Origin of the sequence: Wenyingzhuangia marina, from assembly GCF_900130035.1 — a bacterium.
GTDB lineage: Bacteria > Bacteroidota > Bacteroidia > Flavobacteriales > Flavobacteriaceae > Wenyingzhuangia > Wenyingzhuangia marina.
Window position 1 is genome coordinate 15,858 of the sequence record NZ_FQXQ01000008.1, and the last position, 19,347, is coordinate 35,204.

A 19,347-nucleotide genomic window follows, 5' to 3' on the forward strand; every position below is an offset into this window, starting at 1 on the left:
GGCATTCACCTAAAGTTTAAATTTTTATGATTGTTTCTTTTTTGCTTAAAGGTATTTTAAAAGCACCTCTGATCTTAGTATAAGGCAACTTCACCTCCTTGTTAACTCTTAAATAAGCATCCGGAGTAAATTCATCCTTTTTATTCAAAATAATCTTTACCTCCTGTGTTTTTAAATTGTAAATAATTTTTTTAAAGGTTCCCGAATCTAAAGTCAACCATAAGTTTTTTGGAGCAATATAAACTTTCGATTTTGCTGCTGTTGTCACCTCAACTTCAATAACCTCTTTTTTCACACTTAAGTTTCCTCCAAAGGCCAACCAACCTAAATTCTCATCTTTTGTAATATAAGTAGCTGAATTAACTGCATATCCGTAAAACCCAGAACCATAATCTCCAGACAAATAATCTATTCTTAACTCTGTAGGATAGGAATGAAATGCTGCAGAACCAAAACCATCTTGCGTAATATTAGAAATTCCTCCTAAAAGACCTCCATACCCTACTTTTAGTAAATACAAATCATTGGTCTTTCTGTATTGATGTAAAACGGGAATAGCATTTAAAGAAGATCCATAATGGTGAATTTGTCTTTCAACTCTAGATAATTTTCCTCCATATAAAAAATCCCAATATCTACGAGCATTTCCATTATAAGCCCAATGTGGTATGGTTGGCATGTAGGCTAATATAGCATCAAGAGTAACATTTGCTTTTTTATTATATCCAAAGTAGTCTGACCACATATAGACTTCTTCTTGACCTGTAGAATCCCATGGCATTTCACTTCCAAAAGGATAATCTAATTCTTTCCAATGATTGGCTCTTTTTTTCATTCTAGCTTCTAAATCTAGAGCCATTTCAGTATAATTCTCAGTTTTTAAATCTTTTAAAAGATATAAAAACACAGAACCTTCCATTTGACCAAATTGAGAATAATAAGGTGCTTGCTCTAGCATAGCAACAGAGGTGTGATATGCTTGTTTTAAATACCAATCCCATGTTCTGTTATCTACCAAACCTTTGTGATATCTTGCCAAACGATACATTACCCAATAAGCCGCTGCTACATGAGGATAATTGTATGAACGACCTGGATCGTTTGCATGTTTATGATCCCAAGCAGCCCAAGTTTTATAATTCACATCATCTCTATACGTTCCTTTAGGAAGCGAATCTGGTTCATAATAAAACACACTCTTTTTAACTCCATATTTATGTTTTCCTTCGCTATACTGGATATTACCCCAAAGAGTATGATCTACAAATTGCTCTAATTTTTTAATCTCTTCTTTATCTGGTTGAACAAGTTGTTTCATAATAGCAGCCAGCCAACCTCCTGCTCCACCTTCATCACTCAATCCAGCAACCCAAGCACGACTATCTTGAGTTAATTGCTTTTTGGTTTCATAATCATAACTAATAACTGATGGATTTCTTTTAAATATTGGGTCAGGTTCGTTAAACCATTGTTCTGTTGTTAAAAAATGGCCAAAATCCTTAATCACTTCTGATTCTGATTTTATTATTTTGTAATTAATAGTTTGCTTTACACCATCTTTATAATTAATAGTTAACCTAGCTCTTCCCCATTTATTACCACAAACAGTATACTTTTTTACACCTTTTTCTGTTAATCCATTTTTCTTTATTTTAATGGCTTTTTTAGGTTCTATTTCAAAAGAAGCAACATCACTTTTATAATTTAAAAACAAATGAGAATCAACACCTTTTGGAAGTACATAACCCGGAATACTTATTGCCGAAGGTTGCCCATTTTCTACAATAGTTTCTTGAATATTTTTAACACCTTTGGAAAGCACAAATTTTAGCGAAAATTCTTTGGTCTCATTAGATTTCAGCATTAATGAAGTTGGTTTGTTCCATTGTTCAACTCCTTTCCATTCCTTTTCAGCATAGGCTTTACTGTAAGCCATCCACTCATGAAACCCTTCAAAAACAATACTTCTTCTTGTTGGATCATCTAACAAAGGACGGTAAGCTTCAAAATCCATATTTTCTTTTGGCATCACCAATAAAACAGGTCCTTTACCACTTAATTTTTTAACCTCTAAATAACCTGCTCCTAAACCTATATAAGGATCAAAAAACACATTCTGAGCATGGGTTTCTGTTAATGATTTTCCTTCTAAAATATTATTAAATATCATTGGAATTCCTAAAGCCCCAATTTCAATATTTGATGCTGATTTATTAGAAATCTCAAACCTTAGTACTAACTGATTCTCAATTACTTCATAAAAACGTTTAATGGTAACAGGAATGTCTTTTGGTAAAGTATTGGCTAAATCCGCCCCTGACAATATATTTCCAGAAACTTTTATTGGTGTTACTTTAACTCTTTTTTTAGCAGTTGAATAACTTTTCCAATCTCCATCTACACTTTTTATTCTTAAATTAATATCTCCTAAATGATATAATCCATCTTTATCTCTAATTTTTAATCGATCACTTGGAGTAAAATCAAAATTTAAGTCCTGATTAGGTCTTAGTTCTGCTACTGTTTGAGAAGCTTTCACTAATTTTAATTGAAAATCGGGTGTTTCAAAACTTAAAATAGAATCAGACTCTGTTATTCCTAGAGTAGCTTTTTTTTGCTTGATATTATCCCAATAACCTTGTGCATTGATTGTAAGTGTTGAGCATAAAAACAAAAGAGCACTAACACTATATTTTATATTGATTTTCATTTTCTATTCTTTTTTATTTAAAATCTGTGGAAAACTTCCATTCAGTTTTATAATCCTTATTTAATGGTAAATCTAAAAGCAAAGCCCTTAACAGCTCAATAGGCATCATGTTTTCTTGTAACACACGATCGTGAAATTCTTTTTCAGTCCATCCTTTTGCTAACATTTCATTTTTTAAAGCATAAAACTGTAAACCTCCTGTCATATAAGCCATTTGGTATAATGGTGGGGTGTAGCTTGTAGCAAAAGAACGTCTTACTTCGGCCTCAGCGTTTGCATATTCATGTCCCACTTCATTTACCAACATGTCAATACATTGTTGCGGAGTCATTTCTCCTAAGTGATATTTTAATGAAAATATAATTCTTGCACATCTGTGAATTCTCCAAAAAAGCATTCCTAATTTTTGTTCAGGAGTTTGTGGAAATTCTTTATTCCATAAATTAATTTCCCAATAAAGTGCCCAACCTTCCATCCAAAAAGGAGTATCAAAAGCCTTTCTATATTTTTTATAACGATCATTCATGAAAAACTGAAGATTGTGTCCTGGTAATAATTCATGCTGTACTGTTGCTCTAGAAAAATTAGGATTGTTTCCACGCATACTCATCAATTTATCATCTTCGTCCATTTCTTGAGTAGGATAAGAAATACTAATTTCCCAACCTCCTGTAAAGAATGGATTTACCTTTTGACGTTTTGCAGTCATCATAATCATTCTCCATGTTTCTTTTGCCAAATCTGGAAAAGTAATTAAATCACGCTCTTCAATAAAATCTACAGATTGATTGTAAAGATCTAAAATAGCTTCAGGCTGTTCTCCTGCTGGTACATAAGTGTTTTTTACAAATTCTAAAGCTGCTTTCCAATCATTACCAAAACCTAGTTCTTGTGAAGCTTTTATCATTTCTTTTTTACACCAATCAAACTGCTTTTCGGCTGTTTTAATTAATTCTTCTGGAGCATAAGGAATAAACTCAAAATTTAAACTTTCAACCAATGCTTTTTTCCCAATTGGTTTTCCTACAATACCACTCCCATCGTCTTTAAGAACTGTTTTAGAGTAATTGTCTTTTAACAAATCTGCGTATGCTAATAATTTGTTTGATAAAGCCTCGTAAGGTTTTTCTACCCACCAAGTAAATTCAGGATCATAACCATAATAAAAAGAATATGCTTCTTTTAATTCTTTTTTTAAAGCCAATATAATGTGAGATGCTTTTTCTGCCATTAACCAATCTTTAAATAAATTTTTATCTAAAGATTCCATCTTAGCATCTACACTTTTAGCTACTGTATCTAATATCTTTGATAAAGCCTTAGCATCTGGCTTTTTTCCGCGTTTTCTTTCTTTTAAGAATGGAATTATTTCTTCAGCAAAGTCTGCAACAAAAGCAACCTTTTTAAACGATTTATAATCAATATTTAAGAAATAACTTTCTTTCTCAATAAGATTTTTTAAAAGTAAATAATCTACCTTTTCTTGTTGTGTAAGTTTCTCAAAATCTATGGCAGCAATTCTTTCTCCCCAATTATTATATAACTTAGTAAAACGTTGATAATATTCCTCTGATTCTGAATTATGGTAAAAACTATTTAAGGCTTTTTTATCAGCAGAAAATGAACTTACTACATCAATTAAACTACTTTGTGCTGTGACCATTGTGGTTAAAAAGAAAAGAATTAAAAAATTACATGTTTTGATTGCTTTATATTCCATTTTCATTGTATTTATTTTGCTATTCTAATCCTTTGGATTGATTTAGCTTATAGATTAATTCATCAATTATTTTAAGATAACATTCAAATAAACAGAATAACGACCATAGGTTTCATAAAAGGGTTTAAACTCAACCCCATCAATCGTAAACTTTAATTGACTAGGATCTCCTTTAATGTTTTTACTAATGTCATTAACGTCTAAAGTTACTTTTCTCCAATCTTTTCGTGATTCTGTTTCCTGAGCAGCCAACAAAATTGGACCGTAAAACAAACTCGCTATATTTTGCTGATCCATAACTGACTCTAAATGAAATTGAAAAGGCATATGAACGTCAATAATATCTCCTTTTTTCCATTTACGATTTAATGTTAAATAGCTCCCTGGTTTTGCATCTACTTTTTGTTCTTTTCCGTTTATTGAAACATAAAACCCTTTAGTTGCCCAATGTGGAACACGTAACATGATATTAAACTTTCCTTTGCCTTTAATAATAAGCTGTGTATTGTCTTCTTTTGGGAAAGCCGTTTTTTGTTCAATAATTACATTTTTTTCAGTCCAATTTAGCGTTGAAGGCACATACAGATTTACATAAAGTGATTTCTGATCTCTACTTTTAAAATAAATGGTATTCTGAAGTTTTGTACTGCTTTCTAATGCGGTACCATTACAACAGGTAAACCCTTTCATATCTGGGTTCCCAAAATGTTTTATAGACCCCGCTCTTAATGGAATATGATACGTATTTGCAGGACTGTCTTTTGCTACCGATGCAAGAATATCATTATACAAACCTCGCTCATAATAATCCATTAACTCCCCACGCTGATCATATAAAAACAGGTTTTTAGTTAATTTTAACATATTATAAGTTGCACAAGTTTCATTTTGACCACCTGCTGACAAACCATTTTCATATATAGTTGCAGGTTCTTTAATAAAACATTCTGCATTATTAGGATTTCTAGCACCTGCCACACCACCTATTGTATACATATAATCATTGGTAGTTTTATACCAAAAATTATCAGAGATATAAAAATAATCAGGGATGTTTGAATCACGATACATTTCTAATGCTCCTACAATTTGTGGAATATGTTGATTGGCATGTAATCCTCTAAAAGTATCTACATTTTTAGCCAAACCATGTGAATGATTAGCATCTCCATAAAACATTTTAATATTGTCAAATGATTTAGCTACTTCTAAATAACGAGATTCATTTGTTACTCTATAAAGTCTAGCCATTACCTCATTCATTCCTCCAAATTCTCCCGCAATATACCTGTTCCACATGCTAATTAATGTTTCAGTTGGCAACTGGCTTAATCTTATATGCACCCAGTCTCCCATACCTTTAGCAATTTCTAATGCCTTAGGATTTCTATTTACTTCATAAATATCTAGCAAGCCTGCAAGAATTTTATGCAAAGTGTAGTATGGTGCCCAAATTTTAGTATTCTGAGTTCCATAAATTGCACCTTTTTCTAACATGATAAACTGATCCGGTGGATAAGCACTAATAAACCCTTCACCCCAATTCCAGTAATCAGTACGAATCCCTTCTATACTTAAATCTGAATCGTAATCTAATTTACCAACTCCTGGAGGAACCGCTGTAGGGTCAGACACAAACGGACTTCCTGCTTGTTTTGGTTTCCCTGATAATTGTGACAATTCATATAACACATTTACCATATATTCCATTTTATTTAAAAAATTAGCCTGTAAAGATGTGTCATAACCAGTACTTGCATAAGCCTGGGCAACAGCTGTTAAATAATGCCCCGTTGCATGACCACGTAATTTTGTTTCTTGGCTATCCCACACTCCTAATGGTTCTGCTCCTTCTGGTTGTTTTTGTCCATAAGCATTTCGAAACATATAAAGAAAATTATCAGGATTTGTTTGAGCTAAGGTTGTAATAAACTTATCTCGGTTCTCAATAAACTTTGTATTGTCTCCATTACTATCTGTGTTTAATGATACCTGATCCAAATTAAAAACCTCTAGATTTTTATTTGGAGAAAATACTTTTTTAGCTTCTTTTACAACAACTGTTGCTTTTGATTTTAAATCTGATCCAGGAATGGTTCCTATCACTGTATAAGTTCCGGTCTTAAGTACTTTAACATTGTCTTTAGGTGCTGGCCAAATTACGCGTGTTTTAGATAGTTCAACTCCACTTTTATAAACAGCTTTAACAAAGCGTGGTAATTTTGGCAGAACTCCAACAGTCGTTTCCACCTCAACATCGGAAACATCTACTAAAAATTTAGTATAAAGCTGAGGAGTTGTGTTGGAAAAGACTTCAAGATCATCATCTTTTTTTTCATTTTCATTAACAACTGGATCATCCTTCTTTAAAGCCTTATAATAAATTGTTTTAATTTGAGATTCTTTTAGTGGAATTCTATAGATTCTAAAATCATGCAATTTGGCATTAAGATAAGATTGATTTGATGACAATGATTTTCCTATGTAAAGTTTGTTTTGCTCACTAGAACTACTACTAAATAATTGATCTAACTCTACCTCTATATTTTTAGTTTCACTTACAAGCACCCCATTAAAATAAGTACGAAGAGACTTAGAAGGAACATCAATAACAACAGATAGCATCATCCATTTATTAACTTCTAGAACGGATGCTTCTGTTTTATAATTTCCAGTTTTAGAAACTATTTCTGCAAAATAACCTGCTTCATTTTTAGTACCTGTTGGAAACACTGAAAGATGGGATTTTGTATTTTTTCCAAAATCAAAAAAGCACTGATTACTTTTGGCAGACTGTATATTAATCCAACCTGTAACACTAATGGATTCTTCATTACTAACAGCACTTCCCGGGATAGTTATATACCCCTTATTATCTGATGATAGAGTAATTACTTTTCCAAAAAACTTATCATTTATAAAAGCAACTTTTTCACCTTTAACATTCGCATGCAAATTATTCCTAGACCAGTCTTTTGCATCACCATCAAAAAGATATCTTGCAATTAAACCTGTTTCACCAATACCATCTAATATTTGATCTCCTTGTGCCTTAACTGTACTAATATTTAATACACACACAATCACCATTATATTTTTTAAAAACCTGTATAACTGTATCATTGAAATTTTTCTATTAATATTTAACAACTATTTTTCTGAAAACGCTCTATTTATAAATTTCACTCCAACTTGGTGGTGTTACGTTCATTAAATGTTTTACAAAAAAGTCTTTTCGCTTGCGTTCTCCATATTCTCCTCCAGCAGAATGTCCCATTCCTGGAATGGTTACCAATTCAAAATCTTTATTGGCTTTAATTAATGCATCTACAAATTGCATAGTGGTAGCTGGATCTACATTGTCATCAACCTCTCCTAAAATAAGCATTAAGTTTCCTTCTAATTGAGCAGCATTTTCTATATTAGAACAAGCAGCATAATGTGGCCCTACAGGATATCCCATAAATTGTTCATTCCACCAAATTTTATCCATTCTATTGTCATGACATCCACATGAAGAAACAGCAACATCATAAAAATCTGAATTAAACACCAAGGCAGCTCCTGCGTTTTGTCCTCCTGCAGATGTTCCATGAATTCCAACTTTGTCTATATTCATATATGGATATTTTTTTGCAGCTGCTTTCATCCATAATTTTCTATCAGGAAAACCACCATCTTTTAAGTTTTGCCAACAAACATCATGAAATGCTTTTGATCTATTAGAAGTTCCCATACCATCTATTTGAACCACTATAAAACCAAGTTCTGCTAAAGAAGTCATAGACCAATAATAGGAATGAAAATCTTTTGGCACAAAAGAATCATGTGGCCCTGCATATATATATTCTATAATTGGATAGCTTTTATTTGGATCAAATGAAGTGGGTCTTACAATAATTCCCCAAATATCGGTTTTACCATCTCGTCCTTTTGCTACAAATGGTTCTGGTGCATTCCAACCTTGTTTAACAAGTTCTGATGCATCTCCTTTTTGAAGTTCTATAATTGTTTTAGCTCCCTCTGCCGTTTTTAAAAGAGTTACTGCAGGCATGTTAACTCTAGAATATTGATCTACATAATATTTATAGTCTTTTGAAAAAGTAACCTTATGATTTCCATTTTCTGTAGTAAAACGTTTGAAGTTTTTTCCATTAAATCCTACTTTACAATAGTGAATAAAATATGGATCTTGATCCTTGTCTAACCCACTTGCTGTAAAATATATTTGTTTGTTTTCGTCATCAACATAAATTACTTTTCTAACTACCCAATTCCCTTTGGTTACTTGTTTTTTTAAACTTCCATCTTTGTTAAAAAGATATATATGATTCCATCCATCACGTTCAGAAGTCCAAATAATTTCATCAGTTCCTTTAACGTCATGTCTATATTTTTTACTGCTGTAATCAATAAATGTTTTACTTATTTCATTAATTAAAACATCTACTTTACCTGTTTTGGCATCCACTTCAATAATTTTATAAGCTTGATGTCCTCTTTGATTATATTCAAAAGTAAAAGCAGTACTATCATCTCTCCAATCGATATTATAAAGGTCAAACTGACTGTTAAACTCTGTAGTAGGAATATTGATGTGGGTTTTAGTTTCTACATTAAATAATTGTGGACTTTTAAAAGGAACCTCATCCCCTGGTTTTCTATAATCTCTTGATTGTAATTTAGGCTGCAATTGATCTTTTGGACTAGACTCTACAAAATAAATTTTATGATCTTCGCCAGGCTTTACCTTATAAGCCATAATTTTCTTGCTATCTGGTGACCACTTTATATAAGATGCATAATAGTTTCCTTTGGTTCCATCATAACTTAATTGTGTTTCTTCACTAGTTTTGATGTCTTTGATATAAAGATTGTAGTTTTTAATAAAAGCCATCCATAATGAATCTGGTGATTTTACAGGAGGATTTTTTGAATCATCTGAAAAACTTCCCCAATATTTTTTACCTCTATTATTTTTCTTCTTTGAAGTGTTTAATACAGCTAATTTCTCATCATTAAGATTATAATTGTAATTTGTATTTTCATAACTAAAGCTTAATACTTTCTTCTCAGTATTAAGTTTTAAATTGCTAAGAGATAAATTATTCTCCTCAATTTTTTCATTAGTTTTTTCTGATAAAATCTTTGCTAATTTAGCATGATCAAATAAAGGAGTTTGTTCTTTCTTTTCAGGATTTACCAAAAAATAAGCCTTACCAGTTTTAGAATTATTTACATACCAAAAAGTACTATTTGGTAACCAATTAAATTCTGAAGGAGTATTAAAAACCTTGTCTTTAAATAAAGTTTCTATATTAACTGCTTTTTTATATTCTTCTAAAGTCCCTTGACTATATGTTGCAAAACAGCTAAGAAGTAATATGGTAAAAATAGATTTGTATTTTATTGCTTTCATAATGTTAACTATACTTAAAATATTTTTTCTTTAACAAAGACTACTCAATAACTGCGTTGCCTCTAAAGGATTATTTATTATGTTTTTAATACACGAATTTTAATTTTTACAATCCAAAAGGATTCTCAATAGAATGTGCTGGTTGCGTAAACCATTTTGGTCCTTCTTCAGTCATATAAATATGATCTTCTAAACGGATACCAAAAACGTTAGGCACACAAATCATAGGTTCTACACTAAAACAAATCCCCGCTGCTAAAGAAGTATTGTTTCCTTTTAAAATATATGGATATTCATGAATATCTAGTCCAATACCATGTCCTGTTCTATGCGGCAATCCAGGAAGATTGTAATCTGGTCCTAAACCATGAGATGCTATTTTTCCTCTTGCAGCAACATCAACATCTCCACATGTATTCCCTAATTGAGCGGCATTAAATGCTGCATATTGAGCTTCTTTTTCTATATTCCATATCTCACGTTGATATTCATTTGCCTCACCAAAAACATATGTTCTTGTAATATCTGATATGTAATGGTAATAAGAACATCCAGTATCCACCAAAACAACATCATTCATCTCTAGAGATTTTGGTGTTTTTACTCCATGTGGGAACGAGGTATCTTTACCAAACAATACAATACAAAAATAAGATCCCGAAGGAATTCCATATTTTTTATGTGCTTCATGAATAAAATCAATTACTTCTTTAGCTGTAATTCCTACTCTTAAAATTCTTGCAGTTGCTTTTTGTACCTCAAGAGTAATATCCATTAATGCTTTCATAATGGCAATTTCTCCTTTAGACTTAATCATTCTACATGAGATGATAATCGGTTTTGCATTGCTTATTTTAAAAGAAGTGCAACTGTTAGCAATTCCTTCATAAATAAAATATGCAGTGCTTTCATCAATTAAAATTTCTCCCTCATGAATATTGTTAGAAATAAGAATATTATGAAACAATTCAAACGGACTTTCATGTTCTTCCCAACCATGAATTTCACCTTCAATCATCATAAAATCTCTAATGGTTCCTTCTTCAAAATGAGGAGCTATATAATGAACTTCTCCATTATTTAACAAAATAGCACCAACCATACGTTCACTAGGATGCCATTCGGTACCCGTAAAATAAAACAAATTAGTCCCAGCATTTAAATAAATGGCTTTGACATTCTGAGCTTTCATTAACTCACATGCCTTACTAATTCTATTTTTGTATTCTGATTCTTGTATGGGCTCAATTAAATTCACCACTGGTTTTATGGCTTTTAATTCCGCTTCTATTGTTGAACCTCCTATTCCAATCATATCTTATTTTTATACGTTCATTAAACTTTCAATTTCTTCTATTTCTATAGGCATCGCTTCTGTTAAATTCACAACACCTTTTTCAGTAATTAAATAATCGTTTTCTAAACGACAACCAATACCTTCTTCAGGAATATAAATACCAGGCTCACATGTAACTACCATTCCTGCCTCATATTTTCTTGAATACAAACCAACATCGTGTACATCTAATCCTATATAATGTGATGAACTATGTGGATAATATTTTTTACACAAAGGTTTATCCGGATCTTGATTGTTAACTTCATCAACAGTTAACAAACCTAATTTTATCAACTCCTCTGTAATCAATGCCTCCATTTGTTTTTCATAATCCAAAGGAAGAACTCCTACTTGTAATAATTTACTTCCTTCTTTTAAACAATGTAATACTGATGAATAAACTTCTTTTTGACGTTTAGAAAATTTACCATTTACAGGAATACAGCGAGTAGTATCACTATGATAATTAGCATAACAAACTCCAAAGTCTATTAAAACCATTTCTCCGTCTTTACAGGTAGATTCGTTTTTATTTGAATGTAATGCACATGCATTTTCTCCAGACGCAACAATAGGCATAAAGGCATGACGGGTTGCTCCTTTTTTAAGAAAATGATAGGTCAATTCTGCCTCAATCTCGTATTCTTTAATCTGAGGCTTACACATTGCTAAAACATTTTCAAAGGCATCACAACTTATTTGAGCTGCTTTTTTTATTAAATCAATTTCTTCTACAGATTTAACCTGTCTTAAACCTCTTGTTATTTTTGCTGCTCTATAATAATCATGTAAAGGATACTTTTCTCTACACCATTTTATCATTCTATCCTGTCTTGTTTCTTGATCTTTTGTAACAGTTTTTTTATGTTCATTATGTCCTAAATAGAAACCGTCCGCTTCAAAAGCCATGTATTGCAAAACCGTTTCAAAATCTTCTAACCATTCCACACGTTTTACTCCTGATAATTCTGAAGCTTGTTCTTTATTTAGTTTTTCTCCATCCCAAATTTTTATTTCCTCACTGGTCTTTTTCACAAATAAGATTTCCCTATTCTCTTTTAAATACGCATCAGGATATATCAACAAAATTGTTTCTTCTTGATCGATTCCAGACAAATAAAACAAATCATTATTTTGAGTAAATCCCATCAAATCATCAGCATTGTTGTACTTAAAATCATTTGATGTTAAAATGGCAATAGTATTTGCTTTCATTTCAGCCGAAAAACGACTTCTATTCTTAATAAATAACTTATTTGGAATTTGTTGATATCTCATAATAATTTAAAATTTTCTGTCTGGACTAAATGGTTGTAAATCTATACTTGTATTTTTTCCTAATACCGTTTCCGAAACCAACTTTCCTGTTGCTGGTCCTAAACTCCATCCCATCATTGCATGTCCTGTTGCAATGGTTAAATTCGCACATTTTGATGATTTCCCTATGTAAGGCAATCCATCAGGAGAACAAGGTCTTAAACCACATTTTGCTTGTTCTTTTTCCTGTTCATTAATCTCTAATCCTTTATAATAGTTTTTAGCTGCCTTAGAAATAGCTTCAACTCGCTTAGGATTTATATAATGATTAATTCCTCCTAGTTCCATGGTTCCAGCAAAACGAGTAAATCCATCCATAGGAGTTACTGCTACTTTTGCTTCACACAATATTGCAGGATAAGTAATTCCTGTTTCTCTTTTTACATTAATTCGGTAACCTTTACCTGCTTGAACAGGAATTTTTATTCCTATTTTTTTTGTTACTAAAGGACTCCAACTACCTGCAGCCAAAACAACCTCATCCGAAGATAATATTTGTTTATGAGTAATAACCTTAGTTACAATATTATTGACTACTTCAATATCTTGTACTTCTTCATTTGTTAAAAAGGTAACTCCCGTTGATTTTAAATAAGCAGTCATTTCTTTCATAAAATCACTAGGGGTCATATGCGCATCACAATCATAATACACAGCACCTTTTACATCTAAGTTAGCATTAGGCTCAAGTTCATTTACTTCTTTTGATGTTAAGTTTTTAACACCTAAACCTACTTTAATACCTTGCTGACCAATTTCCCATTCTTCTTCGCCAACTTCATCAGACTTATAACACATCAACAATCCCTTTCTTTCAAAATGAAAATTAAAATCTCCTGATTGTTTTATATCCTCATACAAATCTCTACTAAAAAGATTGATGTCTTTAATAACTGAAATAGACTTTTGAACCTTGGCTTGCGTTGCTGATTTTTTAAAAGACAATGCCCATTTAAAAAACTCTAAATCTAACCTAGGTTTTACATAAAGAGGACTACTTGAATTAAACATCCACTTAATCCCTTTATTGATCATTCCAGGAGCTGCTAAAGAGATAAAATGACTAGGCGTTATATACCCTGCATTTACATAAGAAGCCCCTTCATCCATATTTGTTTTATCTACAACAGTAACTTCACACCCTTCTTTTTGAAGATAGTAAGCTGAACAAAGCCCTATAATTCCTCCTCCTACAACAACTACTTTTTTACTCATTTTAATTTATTTTAAAAATTAAATTACTTGAAAACCATGAGCATAAGGATCATCATCATCTATAATAATATTATTATAACCAGTGACTTGAGCCCAGCCTTGAATACTTGGAATAATTGCTTTTTTACCAGCTAACGTAGTTTCCTTTTCTACTTTACCAATAAACTTACTCCCGATAAAACTTTCATGAATAAAAGACTCACCCATGGTTAATTTTCCTTTAGCATATAATTGTGCCATACGAGCAGAAGTCCCTGTACCACAAGGAGAACGATCTATGGCTTTATCTCCATAAAAAACAGCATTTCTACCTGACGATGTTGGATCTATAGGATTTCCTGTCCACAGCATATGACTTACATCTCTAATAGTATCATTCTCAGGATGAATAAACATATCAGGGTATTTTTCATTGATACGTTTTCTAACCACTTGAGAATATTGTATAATTTTTGTTGCATTAAAATCATGAATTCCACTAAAATTTTTCTGTGGATCAACAATGGCATAATAATTTCCTCCGTAAGAAACATCAAAAGTAATTTCACCTAACTCAGGACAATCTATGGTTAAATTTTCTGCGGCTAAATAAGATTTTACGTTTACCAGTTTTACCCAATCTACTTTTTTCCCTGTTTGTTGATATTCAATTTCTACCAAACCTGCAGGTGCTTCCATTCTTATTTTACCTGGAATTTTGGGGGTAATTAATCCTTCCTCTATGGCAATAGTAATGGTCCCAATGGTTCCATGCCCACACATAGGCAAACATCCCGATGTTTCTATAAAAAGAATCGAGAAATCATTTTGAGGATCGTGAGGTGGAAATAAAATACTTCCACTCATCATATCATGTCCTCTAGGCTCAAACATCAATCCTCTACGAATCCAATCATATTCTTTAAGAAAATGTTGTCGTTTTTCACTCATATTTTCACCCACAAGGTTAGGACCACCACCAGCAACAACACGTACCGGATTTCCGCACGTGTGAGCATCTACACAAAAAAATGTTTTTCTTGCCATGTATTTTATAAATACTTTTTAATTTTTTAATGAATCCGGAAGTAATTCTTCAGGAAATGATTGATAACTTATTGGTCTTACCCATCTGTATATTGCATGTGTACCAACTGATGTAAATTTTGCATCAGAAGAAGCTGGATATGGTCCTCCATGGTGCATAGAAGGACAAACTTCTACACCAGTAGGAACTCCATTAAAAATAATTCTTCCTACACGATTGGCCAACGCATCAACAATATCTGTGAGACTAGAAACCTCTTCATTTTCAGCAATGATAGTTCCTGTTAGCTGTCCTTCTAAAGCTTCAATTACTTCTACTAATTGAGCTTCATTTTTAGTTTTTACCACTATTGAAAAGGGTCCAAAAACCTCTTGTTGAATTTTAGGGTTCGCTAAAAAGTCATCTCCAGAAACACATGCAATTATTGAATTTGCATAATTTTCTTTAAGATCTCCACTAATTTTTGCAACTGTTCGCACTCCTTCTTGAGAGGTAACTGTTTTTTCGTTTTTATCAAAACCAGCTTTAATATTAGGATGCAACATACATTGTGCGTCTATAGCAACCGTTTTTTTAGCTAAATCCTGGATAAAAGCTTCTGTATTTTCATCCTCAACGGTCAATAACAAACCTGGATTGGTACAAAACTGTCCAGTTCCTAAAGTGATAGATCCTGCGTAAGTAGAAGCAATTGCCTCTCCACGATTAGCAATAGCTAAAGGTGAAATCACAACTGGGTTAATACTTCCCATTTCGGCATATACAGGAATTGGTTCAGGTCTGCTAGCTCCCATATTAAAAATAGCTCTACCTGCTCCGATACTTCCTGTAAAACCTACTGCTTTTATTTTTGGATGGTTAACCAACGCTGAACCAACTATAGGTCCACGACCTGAAAGATGTGAAAAAACACCGTTTGGCATTCCTGTTTTTTCAGCTGCTTTAATAATTGCAGATGCTACTAATTCTGAAGTAGCAGCATGCATTTCGTGGGCTTTTACAATTACAGGACATCCCGCTGCTAAAGCACTGGCAGTATCTCCTCCTGCGGTAGAAAATGCAAAAGGAAAATTACTTGCTCCAAAAACCACTACTGGTCCCAAAGGAGTTACCGTTTTTCTTAAATCATCTTTAGGCAAAGGCTCTCTATCTGGAATAGCTGCATCAAACGTATTTCCTTTCCACTCTTCATTTGAAACTAAATCCGCAAATGATTTTAGTTGCATAATTGTTCTACCTCTTTCCCCCATAGCTCTTCCTTCTGGAAGTCCAGATTCTGTAACATAGGCATCAATTAACTCTTGATCTAGAGCTAATATTTCGTCTGCAATAGCATTTAAAAACGCTGCTTTTTGTTTTCCTGATACTTTTCTATAAAGTTTATATGCCTCTGTTGCCAATTGAGCTGCTTCATCAATTTCTTCAGAAGTAGCCTCAATAAACACTGTAGGATTTTCAATATTCAACTTAGGGTTTATTGTTTTATGAGTAACACTTCCTTTTGCACTAAGTTTGTTTCCAATATAATTTTTACCTGTTATCATTGTCTTTTATATGTTTTTGTAATAAGTTATATCAAGTCCAAAACTTCAAGTCTTTCTTTTGCTAAAATATATCTTGCTCGAACATCATCTATTTGCTCTTGAGTTAATTTTTTACCAAGAGTACGAAGCCCACCATCTATATCATTCTGATGAATTCCCATAGCAAACTTAAGGTATTCCATAAGCAGTGGTTGAGCATCAAGGTATGATATTGAATTCATCGCCTGAGAAATTTTGTTTGCCTCAGCCCATTCTCCCTTTAAAACATATTCCTGCATAGTAACACTAGCTTTTGGGAAGATAGTACCTACACCTGTAATTCCACCACATGCTCCAGCAAGTCCTGCATATACGGTAACACTATCAACACCTGCTAAAATTTTTAAGTCTTTATTTTCTAACATCAGCGTTTCAATAATTGAAACATCTATAGTCGAAATTTTAAGAGCAGTTACTTCAGGTAGAGCAGCAAGTCTTATAAGAAGATTCGCTGAGAGTGCATGATATCCGGCTGCATCTGGGTTGTTATAAGGCATAATTGTTACGCCTGCTTCTTTTGCGGTTGCTGCAGCAAGCTCATAGTACGCATACATTTCTTCATCAGAAGGTACCTTCTTAGTTTTTGGTGGCATGACCATGACTGTATCAACTCCAACCGTTGCAAGTCCTTCAATAATTTTAGCGAGCTCTTCCTTAGTTTCTGCTACAGCTCCACTGATTAATGGTACATCATATTGTTTAGCAACTTCAGAAAGGGATTTTAATAAAGATATACGTTGTTCGTTACTCAGGTAGCTATTCTCACCTAGAGTACCCGAAGCAACAAGTCCGCCCATTCTACTTCCGCCCTTACCCTGAGCACTTAAAATAGCTGCGGCTTGTTTTTGTGTTGTATCAAAGTCAATTTCAAGAGTACCAGACTCCGACTCTTTTAGCCATGTAAAAACAGCTGGCATAACAACTTCCCAATTTATCATAATAAACTTTTTTATTTGTTTAATACCAAAATTAAATCTAATCTAAAACAAAAGAAGTGTGATTATTACCATGGTTCAATACTATATTATCAATATTATCAACTATGAATTAAAATATAGGTATATTTAACAATATTTACATAACTATGAAAGTATTACCCTTTAAAATTCCGAAACCAGAAAACGAAGCTTTTGTTTATCAAGAGGATCGAGAAATTGTTTTTTATGATCAACTTCATCAACATGAAGAAATTCAGATTACCTATATTAAAAAGGGGAAGGGAATTGTAATTGTTGGAGATACCATAAATGAATATAAGGAAAATGATCTTTTAGTGATTGGAGGATATATTCCTCATGTTTTTAGAAGTGATCATAATACCAATGAAGAATCTGTTATGTTTACGCTTTTTTTTCATCAAAACTCTTTCGGAAAAGATTTTTTTGAAATTACAGAAATGTCTAGTCTTAAATCCTTTTTTAAAGACGCTAAATACGGGATGAAAGTATTATCAAAAAAGAACAAAATTATTAACCAATTCAAAAAACTAGAACGTCAAAACAAAATTGAACGAATTGCCACTCTTTTAAAAACGATCAATCTTATTAACCTATCTAAAACCTCTCCTTTGTCTTCTTTTGTTTACAAAAAAAAATATACTGACAATGAAGGTAAAAGAATGAATGATGTATTTAAGTTTACTATGGAAAACTATAATGAGCCTATTAGTTTAGAAGATATATCTGAAATTGCAAACATGAGCAAGAATGCATTTTGTCGTTATTTTAAAAAGCGTACTAACAAAACATTTTTTCAGTTCTTAATTGAAATTAGAATTGAAAATGCTTGTAAATTAATTTATAACAATCCCGATATTTCTATTTCTTCCGTTTCAGAACAATGTGGTTTTCAAAACACATCTAATTTTAACAGAAAGTTTAAAGAGATTAAAGGAGTAACACCTTCTTATTACAGAACTCAGAAATTATAAAACTTTATAACAATCCATTTATGCTGTATGCAACATCTCCTCCCCAACATAACTTCCGTAACTTGTAATACAAAACGAGATGATTAAAATAAGTAATCCTATTATTAAAATCACATAGGTACTTTTTGTTACATTTTTCCATTCTTTCATTATTACCCCAACAATATAACTAAAGAAGATTAGCATAGACATGTGTAATACCCAACTAGCAAACTGAAAACTTCCCATTTTTACATGTCCCAGTCCGTAAAAGAAAAATTGAAAACACCACATAGTTCCAGCCAAAGCAGACCACATCCAGTTTTTAAATAAAGTTAATTTTGTCATTTCTTTTTTAGGTAAAAACTCTTGCAACGTTTGTTGCCTAACACCTGCAATAAAATACCATATAAAATTCACCACAAAACATCCAGCTGTTGAAATAATTAATTTAGAATTTCCTTCAAAATGACCAGCTCCATTTTGTGCTGCCATGTCTGCAATAGGTTGACCGTATTCTAAAGAAAGATTAAAAACACCAGAAAGCACTCCTGCCACAATGGTTAATAACAAACCCAACATCATGTTAAAACCTGATTTATTTAAACTCTCTTTACTAATGTCTTTTTCTTTTTTAAAACCTGCCCAGCCACAAATAATCACTCCTAAAACAGAAAAAATCATTCCTAAAAGTACCACATCACCACCTGGTTTTGTAAAAAAATCCCCAAGACCTCCAAAAATGATTAAAGGTAAAATAGTTCCTACCACAGCAGAAATACCAATAGCTAAGGTATAGGTTAAGGAATATCCTATATGAACAATGGCTTTTCCAAAGGAAATTCCTCCAAAACCATAAACTGCCCCCAATAAAAAAGCCATCCAAAAAGGTTTTGAGGGAGCATTTAATAAAATCTTCCAAAAATCGGGAACGGTTAACCAACCAATCATTAATGGAGCAATAATCCACGCAAAAAGTGCTTGTGCTAACCAAAAAGTTCCCCAAGACCATTTTTTTGTTTTGGTGTTTGGCAAATAACAACTTGCTGCAGAAATTCCTCCTATGGCATGCAGTCCTGTTCCTATAATTGGGTTTGGTGATATCATT

12 protein-coding genes are annotated in these 19,347 nt (G+C 32.4%); 1 reads left to right on the forward strand and 11 read right to left on the reverse strand.

The window, feature by feature from the left end; genetic code table 11:
• Positions 1 to 16 precede the first annotated feature (16 nt).
• The 10 genes from BUB70_RS13600 to BUB70_RS13645 form a co-directional block, all read right to left on the reverse strand.
• On the reverse strand, positions 17 to 2,710 hold the full coding sequence (locus BUB70_RS13600; protein ID WP_073122547.1) for a DUF5695 domain-containing protein: 2,694 nt from the start codon (positions 2,708 to 2,710) through the stop codon (positions 17 to 19).
• A 13-nt stretch (positions 2,711 to 2,723) separates the two neighbouring features.
• The gene (locus BUB70_RS13605) at positions 2,724 to 4,430 is read right to left on the reverse strand and encodes a DUF885 family protein (RefSeq protein ID WP_084730298.1); all 1,707 of its coding nucleotides are present in this window, start codon (positions 4,428 to 4,430) and stop codon (positions 2,724 to 2,726) included.
• A gap of 66 nt (positions 4,431 to 4,496) precedes the next feature.
• Positions 4,497 to 7,553, reverse strand: coding sequence for a beta-L-arabinofuranosidase domain-containing protein (locus BUB70_RS13610; protein WP_073122549.1), 3,057 nt, complete (start codon positions 7,551 to 7,553; stop codon positions 4,497 to 4,499).
• A 46-nt stretch (positions 7,554 to 7,599) separates the two neighbouring features.
• Positions 7,600 to 9,849, reverse strand: coding sequence for a S9 family peptidase (locus BUB70_RS13615; protein ID WP_073122551.1), 2,250 nt, complete (start codon positions 9,847 to 9,849; stop codon positions 7,600 to 7,602).
• Positions 9,850 to 9,955: 106 nt separating this feature from the next.
• On the reverse strand, positions 9,956 to 11,164 hold the full coding sequence (locus BUB70_RS13620; protein ID WP_073122553.1) for a M24 family metallopeptidase: 1,209 nt from the start codon (positions 11,162 to 11,164) through the stop codon (positions 9,956 to 9,958).
• A gap of 9 nt (positions 11,165 to 11,173) precedes the next feature.
• Positions 11,174 to 12,466, reverse strand: a complete 1,293-nt coding sequence (locus BUB70_RS13625) for an aminopeptidase P family protein (protein ID WP_073122556.1) — start codon at positions 12,464 to 12,466, stop codon at positions 11,174 to 11,176.
• Between the two features lie 6 nt (positions 12,467 to 12,472).
• Positions 12,473 to 13,720 (reverse strand): NAD(P)/FAD-dependent oxidoreductase, encoded by a 1,248-nt coding sequence (locus BUB70_RS13630; RefSeq protein ID WP_073122559.1) that lies wholly within the window; start codon positions 13,718 to 13,720, stop codon positions 12,473 to 12,475.
• A gap of 18 nt (positions 13,721 to 13,738) precedes the next feature.
• Positions 13,739 to 14,746: a 4-hydroxyproline epimerase gene (locus BUB70_RS13635; protein WP_073122561.1), complete on the reverse strand. Its 1,008-nt coding sequence runs from the start codon at positions 14,744 to 14,746 to the stop codon at positions 13,739 to 13,741.
• An 18-nt stretch (positions 14,747 to 14,764) separates the two neighbouring features.
• Positions 14,765 to 16,291 carry an aldehyde dehydrogenase (NADP(+)) gene (locus tag BUB70_RS13640; RefSeq protein ID WP_073122563.1) on the reverse strand — a complete coding sequence of 509 codons (1,527 nt, stop codon included), beginning with the start codon at positions 16,289 to 16,291 and terminating at the stop codon, positions 14,765 to 14,767.
• A gap of 26 nt (positions 16,292 to 16,317) precedes the next feature.
• Positions 16,318 to 17,268, reverse strand: a complete 951-nt coding sequence (locus BUB70_RS13645) for a dihydrodipicolinate synthase family protein (protein WP_073122566.1) — start codon at positions 17,266 to 17,268, stop codon at positions 16,318 to 16,320.
• Positions 17,269 to 17,414: 146 nt separating this feature from the next.
• Here BUB70_RS13645 and BUB70_RS13650 point away from each other — a divergent pair, with 146 nt between their 5' ends.
• Complete coding sequence (locus BUB70_RS13650) at positions 17,415 to 18,260, forward strand: AraC family transcriptional regulator (RefSeq protein ID WP_073122569.1); 846 nt, start codon at positions 17,415 to 17,417, stop codon at positions 18,258 to 18,260.
• 18 nt (positions 18,261 to 18,278) lie between these two features.
• Here BUB70_RS13650 and BUB70_RS13655 read toward each other — a convergent pair whose 3' ends face one another.
• On the reverse strand, positions 18,279 to 19,346 hold the full coding sequence (locus BUB70_RS13655; RefSeq protein ID WP_073122571.1) for an L-rhamnose/proton symporter RhaT: 1,068 nt from the start codon (positions 19,344 to 19,346) through the stop codon (positions 18,279 to 18,281).
• Between the last annotated feature and the right edge of the window lies 1 nt (position 19,347).

Bases quoted from the DNA above. Each gene is read 5' to 3' on its own strand.
- BUB70_RS13625 (WP_073122556.1), bottom strand. From the start codon at position 12,466: ATGAGATATCAACAAATTCCAAATAAGTTATTTATTAAGAATAGAAGT.
- BUB70_RS13605 (WP_084730298.1), bottom strand. From the start codon at position 4,430: ATGGAATATAAAGCAATCAAAACATGTAATTTTTTAATTCTTTTCTTT.
- BUB70_RS13655 (WP_073122571.1), bottom strand. From the start codon at position 19,346: ATGATATCACCAAACCCAATTATAGGAACAGGACTGCATGCCATAGGA.
- BUB70_RS13640 (WP_073122563.1), bottom strand. From the start codon at position 16,291: ATGATAACAGGTAAAAATTATATTGGAAACAAACTTAGTGCAAAAGGA.
- BUB70_RS13600 (WP_073122547.1), bottom strand. From the start codon at position 2,710: ATGAAAATCAATATAAAATATAGTGTTAGTGCTCTTTTGTTTTTATGC.
- BUB70_RS13620 (WP_073122553.1), bottom strand. From the start codon at position 11,164: ATGATTGGAATAGGAGGTTCAACAATAGAAGCGGAATTAAAAGCCATA.
- BUB70_RS13650 (WP_073122569.1), top strand. From the start codon at position 17,415: ATGAAAGTATTACCCTTTAAAATTCCGAAACCAGAAAACGAAGCTTTT.
- BUB70_RS13635 (WP_073122561.1), bottom strand. From the start codon at position 14,746: ATGGCAAGAAAAACATTTTTTTGTGTAGATGCTCACACGTGCGGAAAT.
- BUB70_RS13615 (WP_073122551.1), bottom strand. From the start codon at position 9,849: ATGAAAGCAATAAAATACAAATCTATTTTTACCATATTACTTCTTAGC.
- BUB70_RS13630 (WP_073122559.1), bottom strand. From the start codon at position 13,720: ATGAGTAAAAAAGTAGTTGTTGTAGGAGGAGGAATTATAGGGCTTTGT.
- BUB70_RS13610 (WP_073122549.1), bottom strand. From the start codon at position 7,553: ATGATACAGTTATACAGGTTTTTAAAAAATATAATGGTGATTGTGTGT.
- BUB70_RS13645 (WP_073122566.1), bottom strand. From the start codon at position 17,268: ATGATAAATTGGGAAGTTGTTATGCCAGCTGTTTTTACATGGCTAAAA.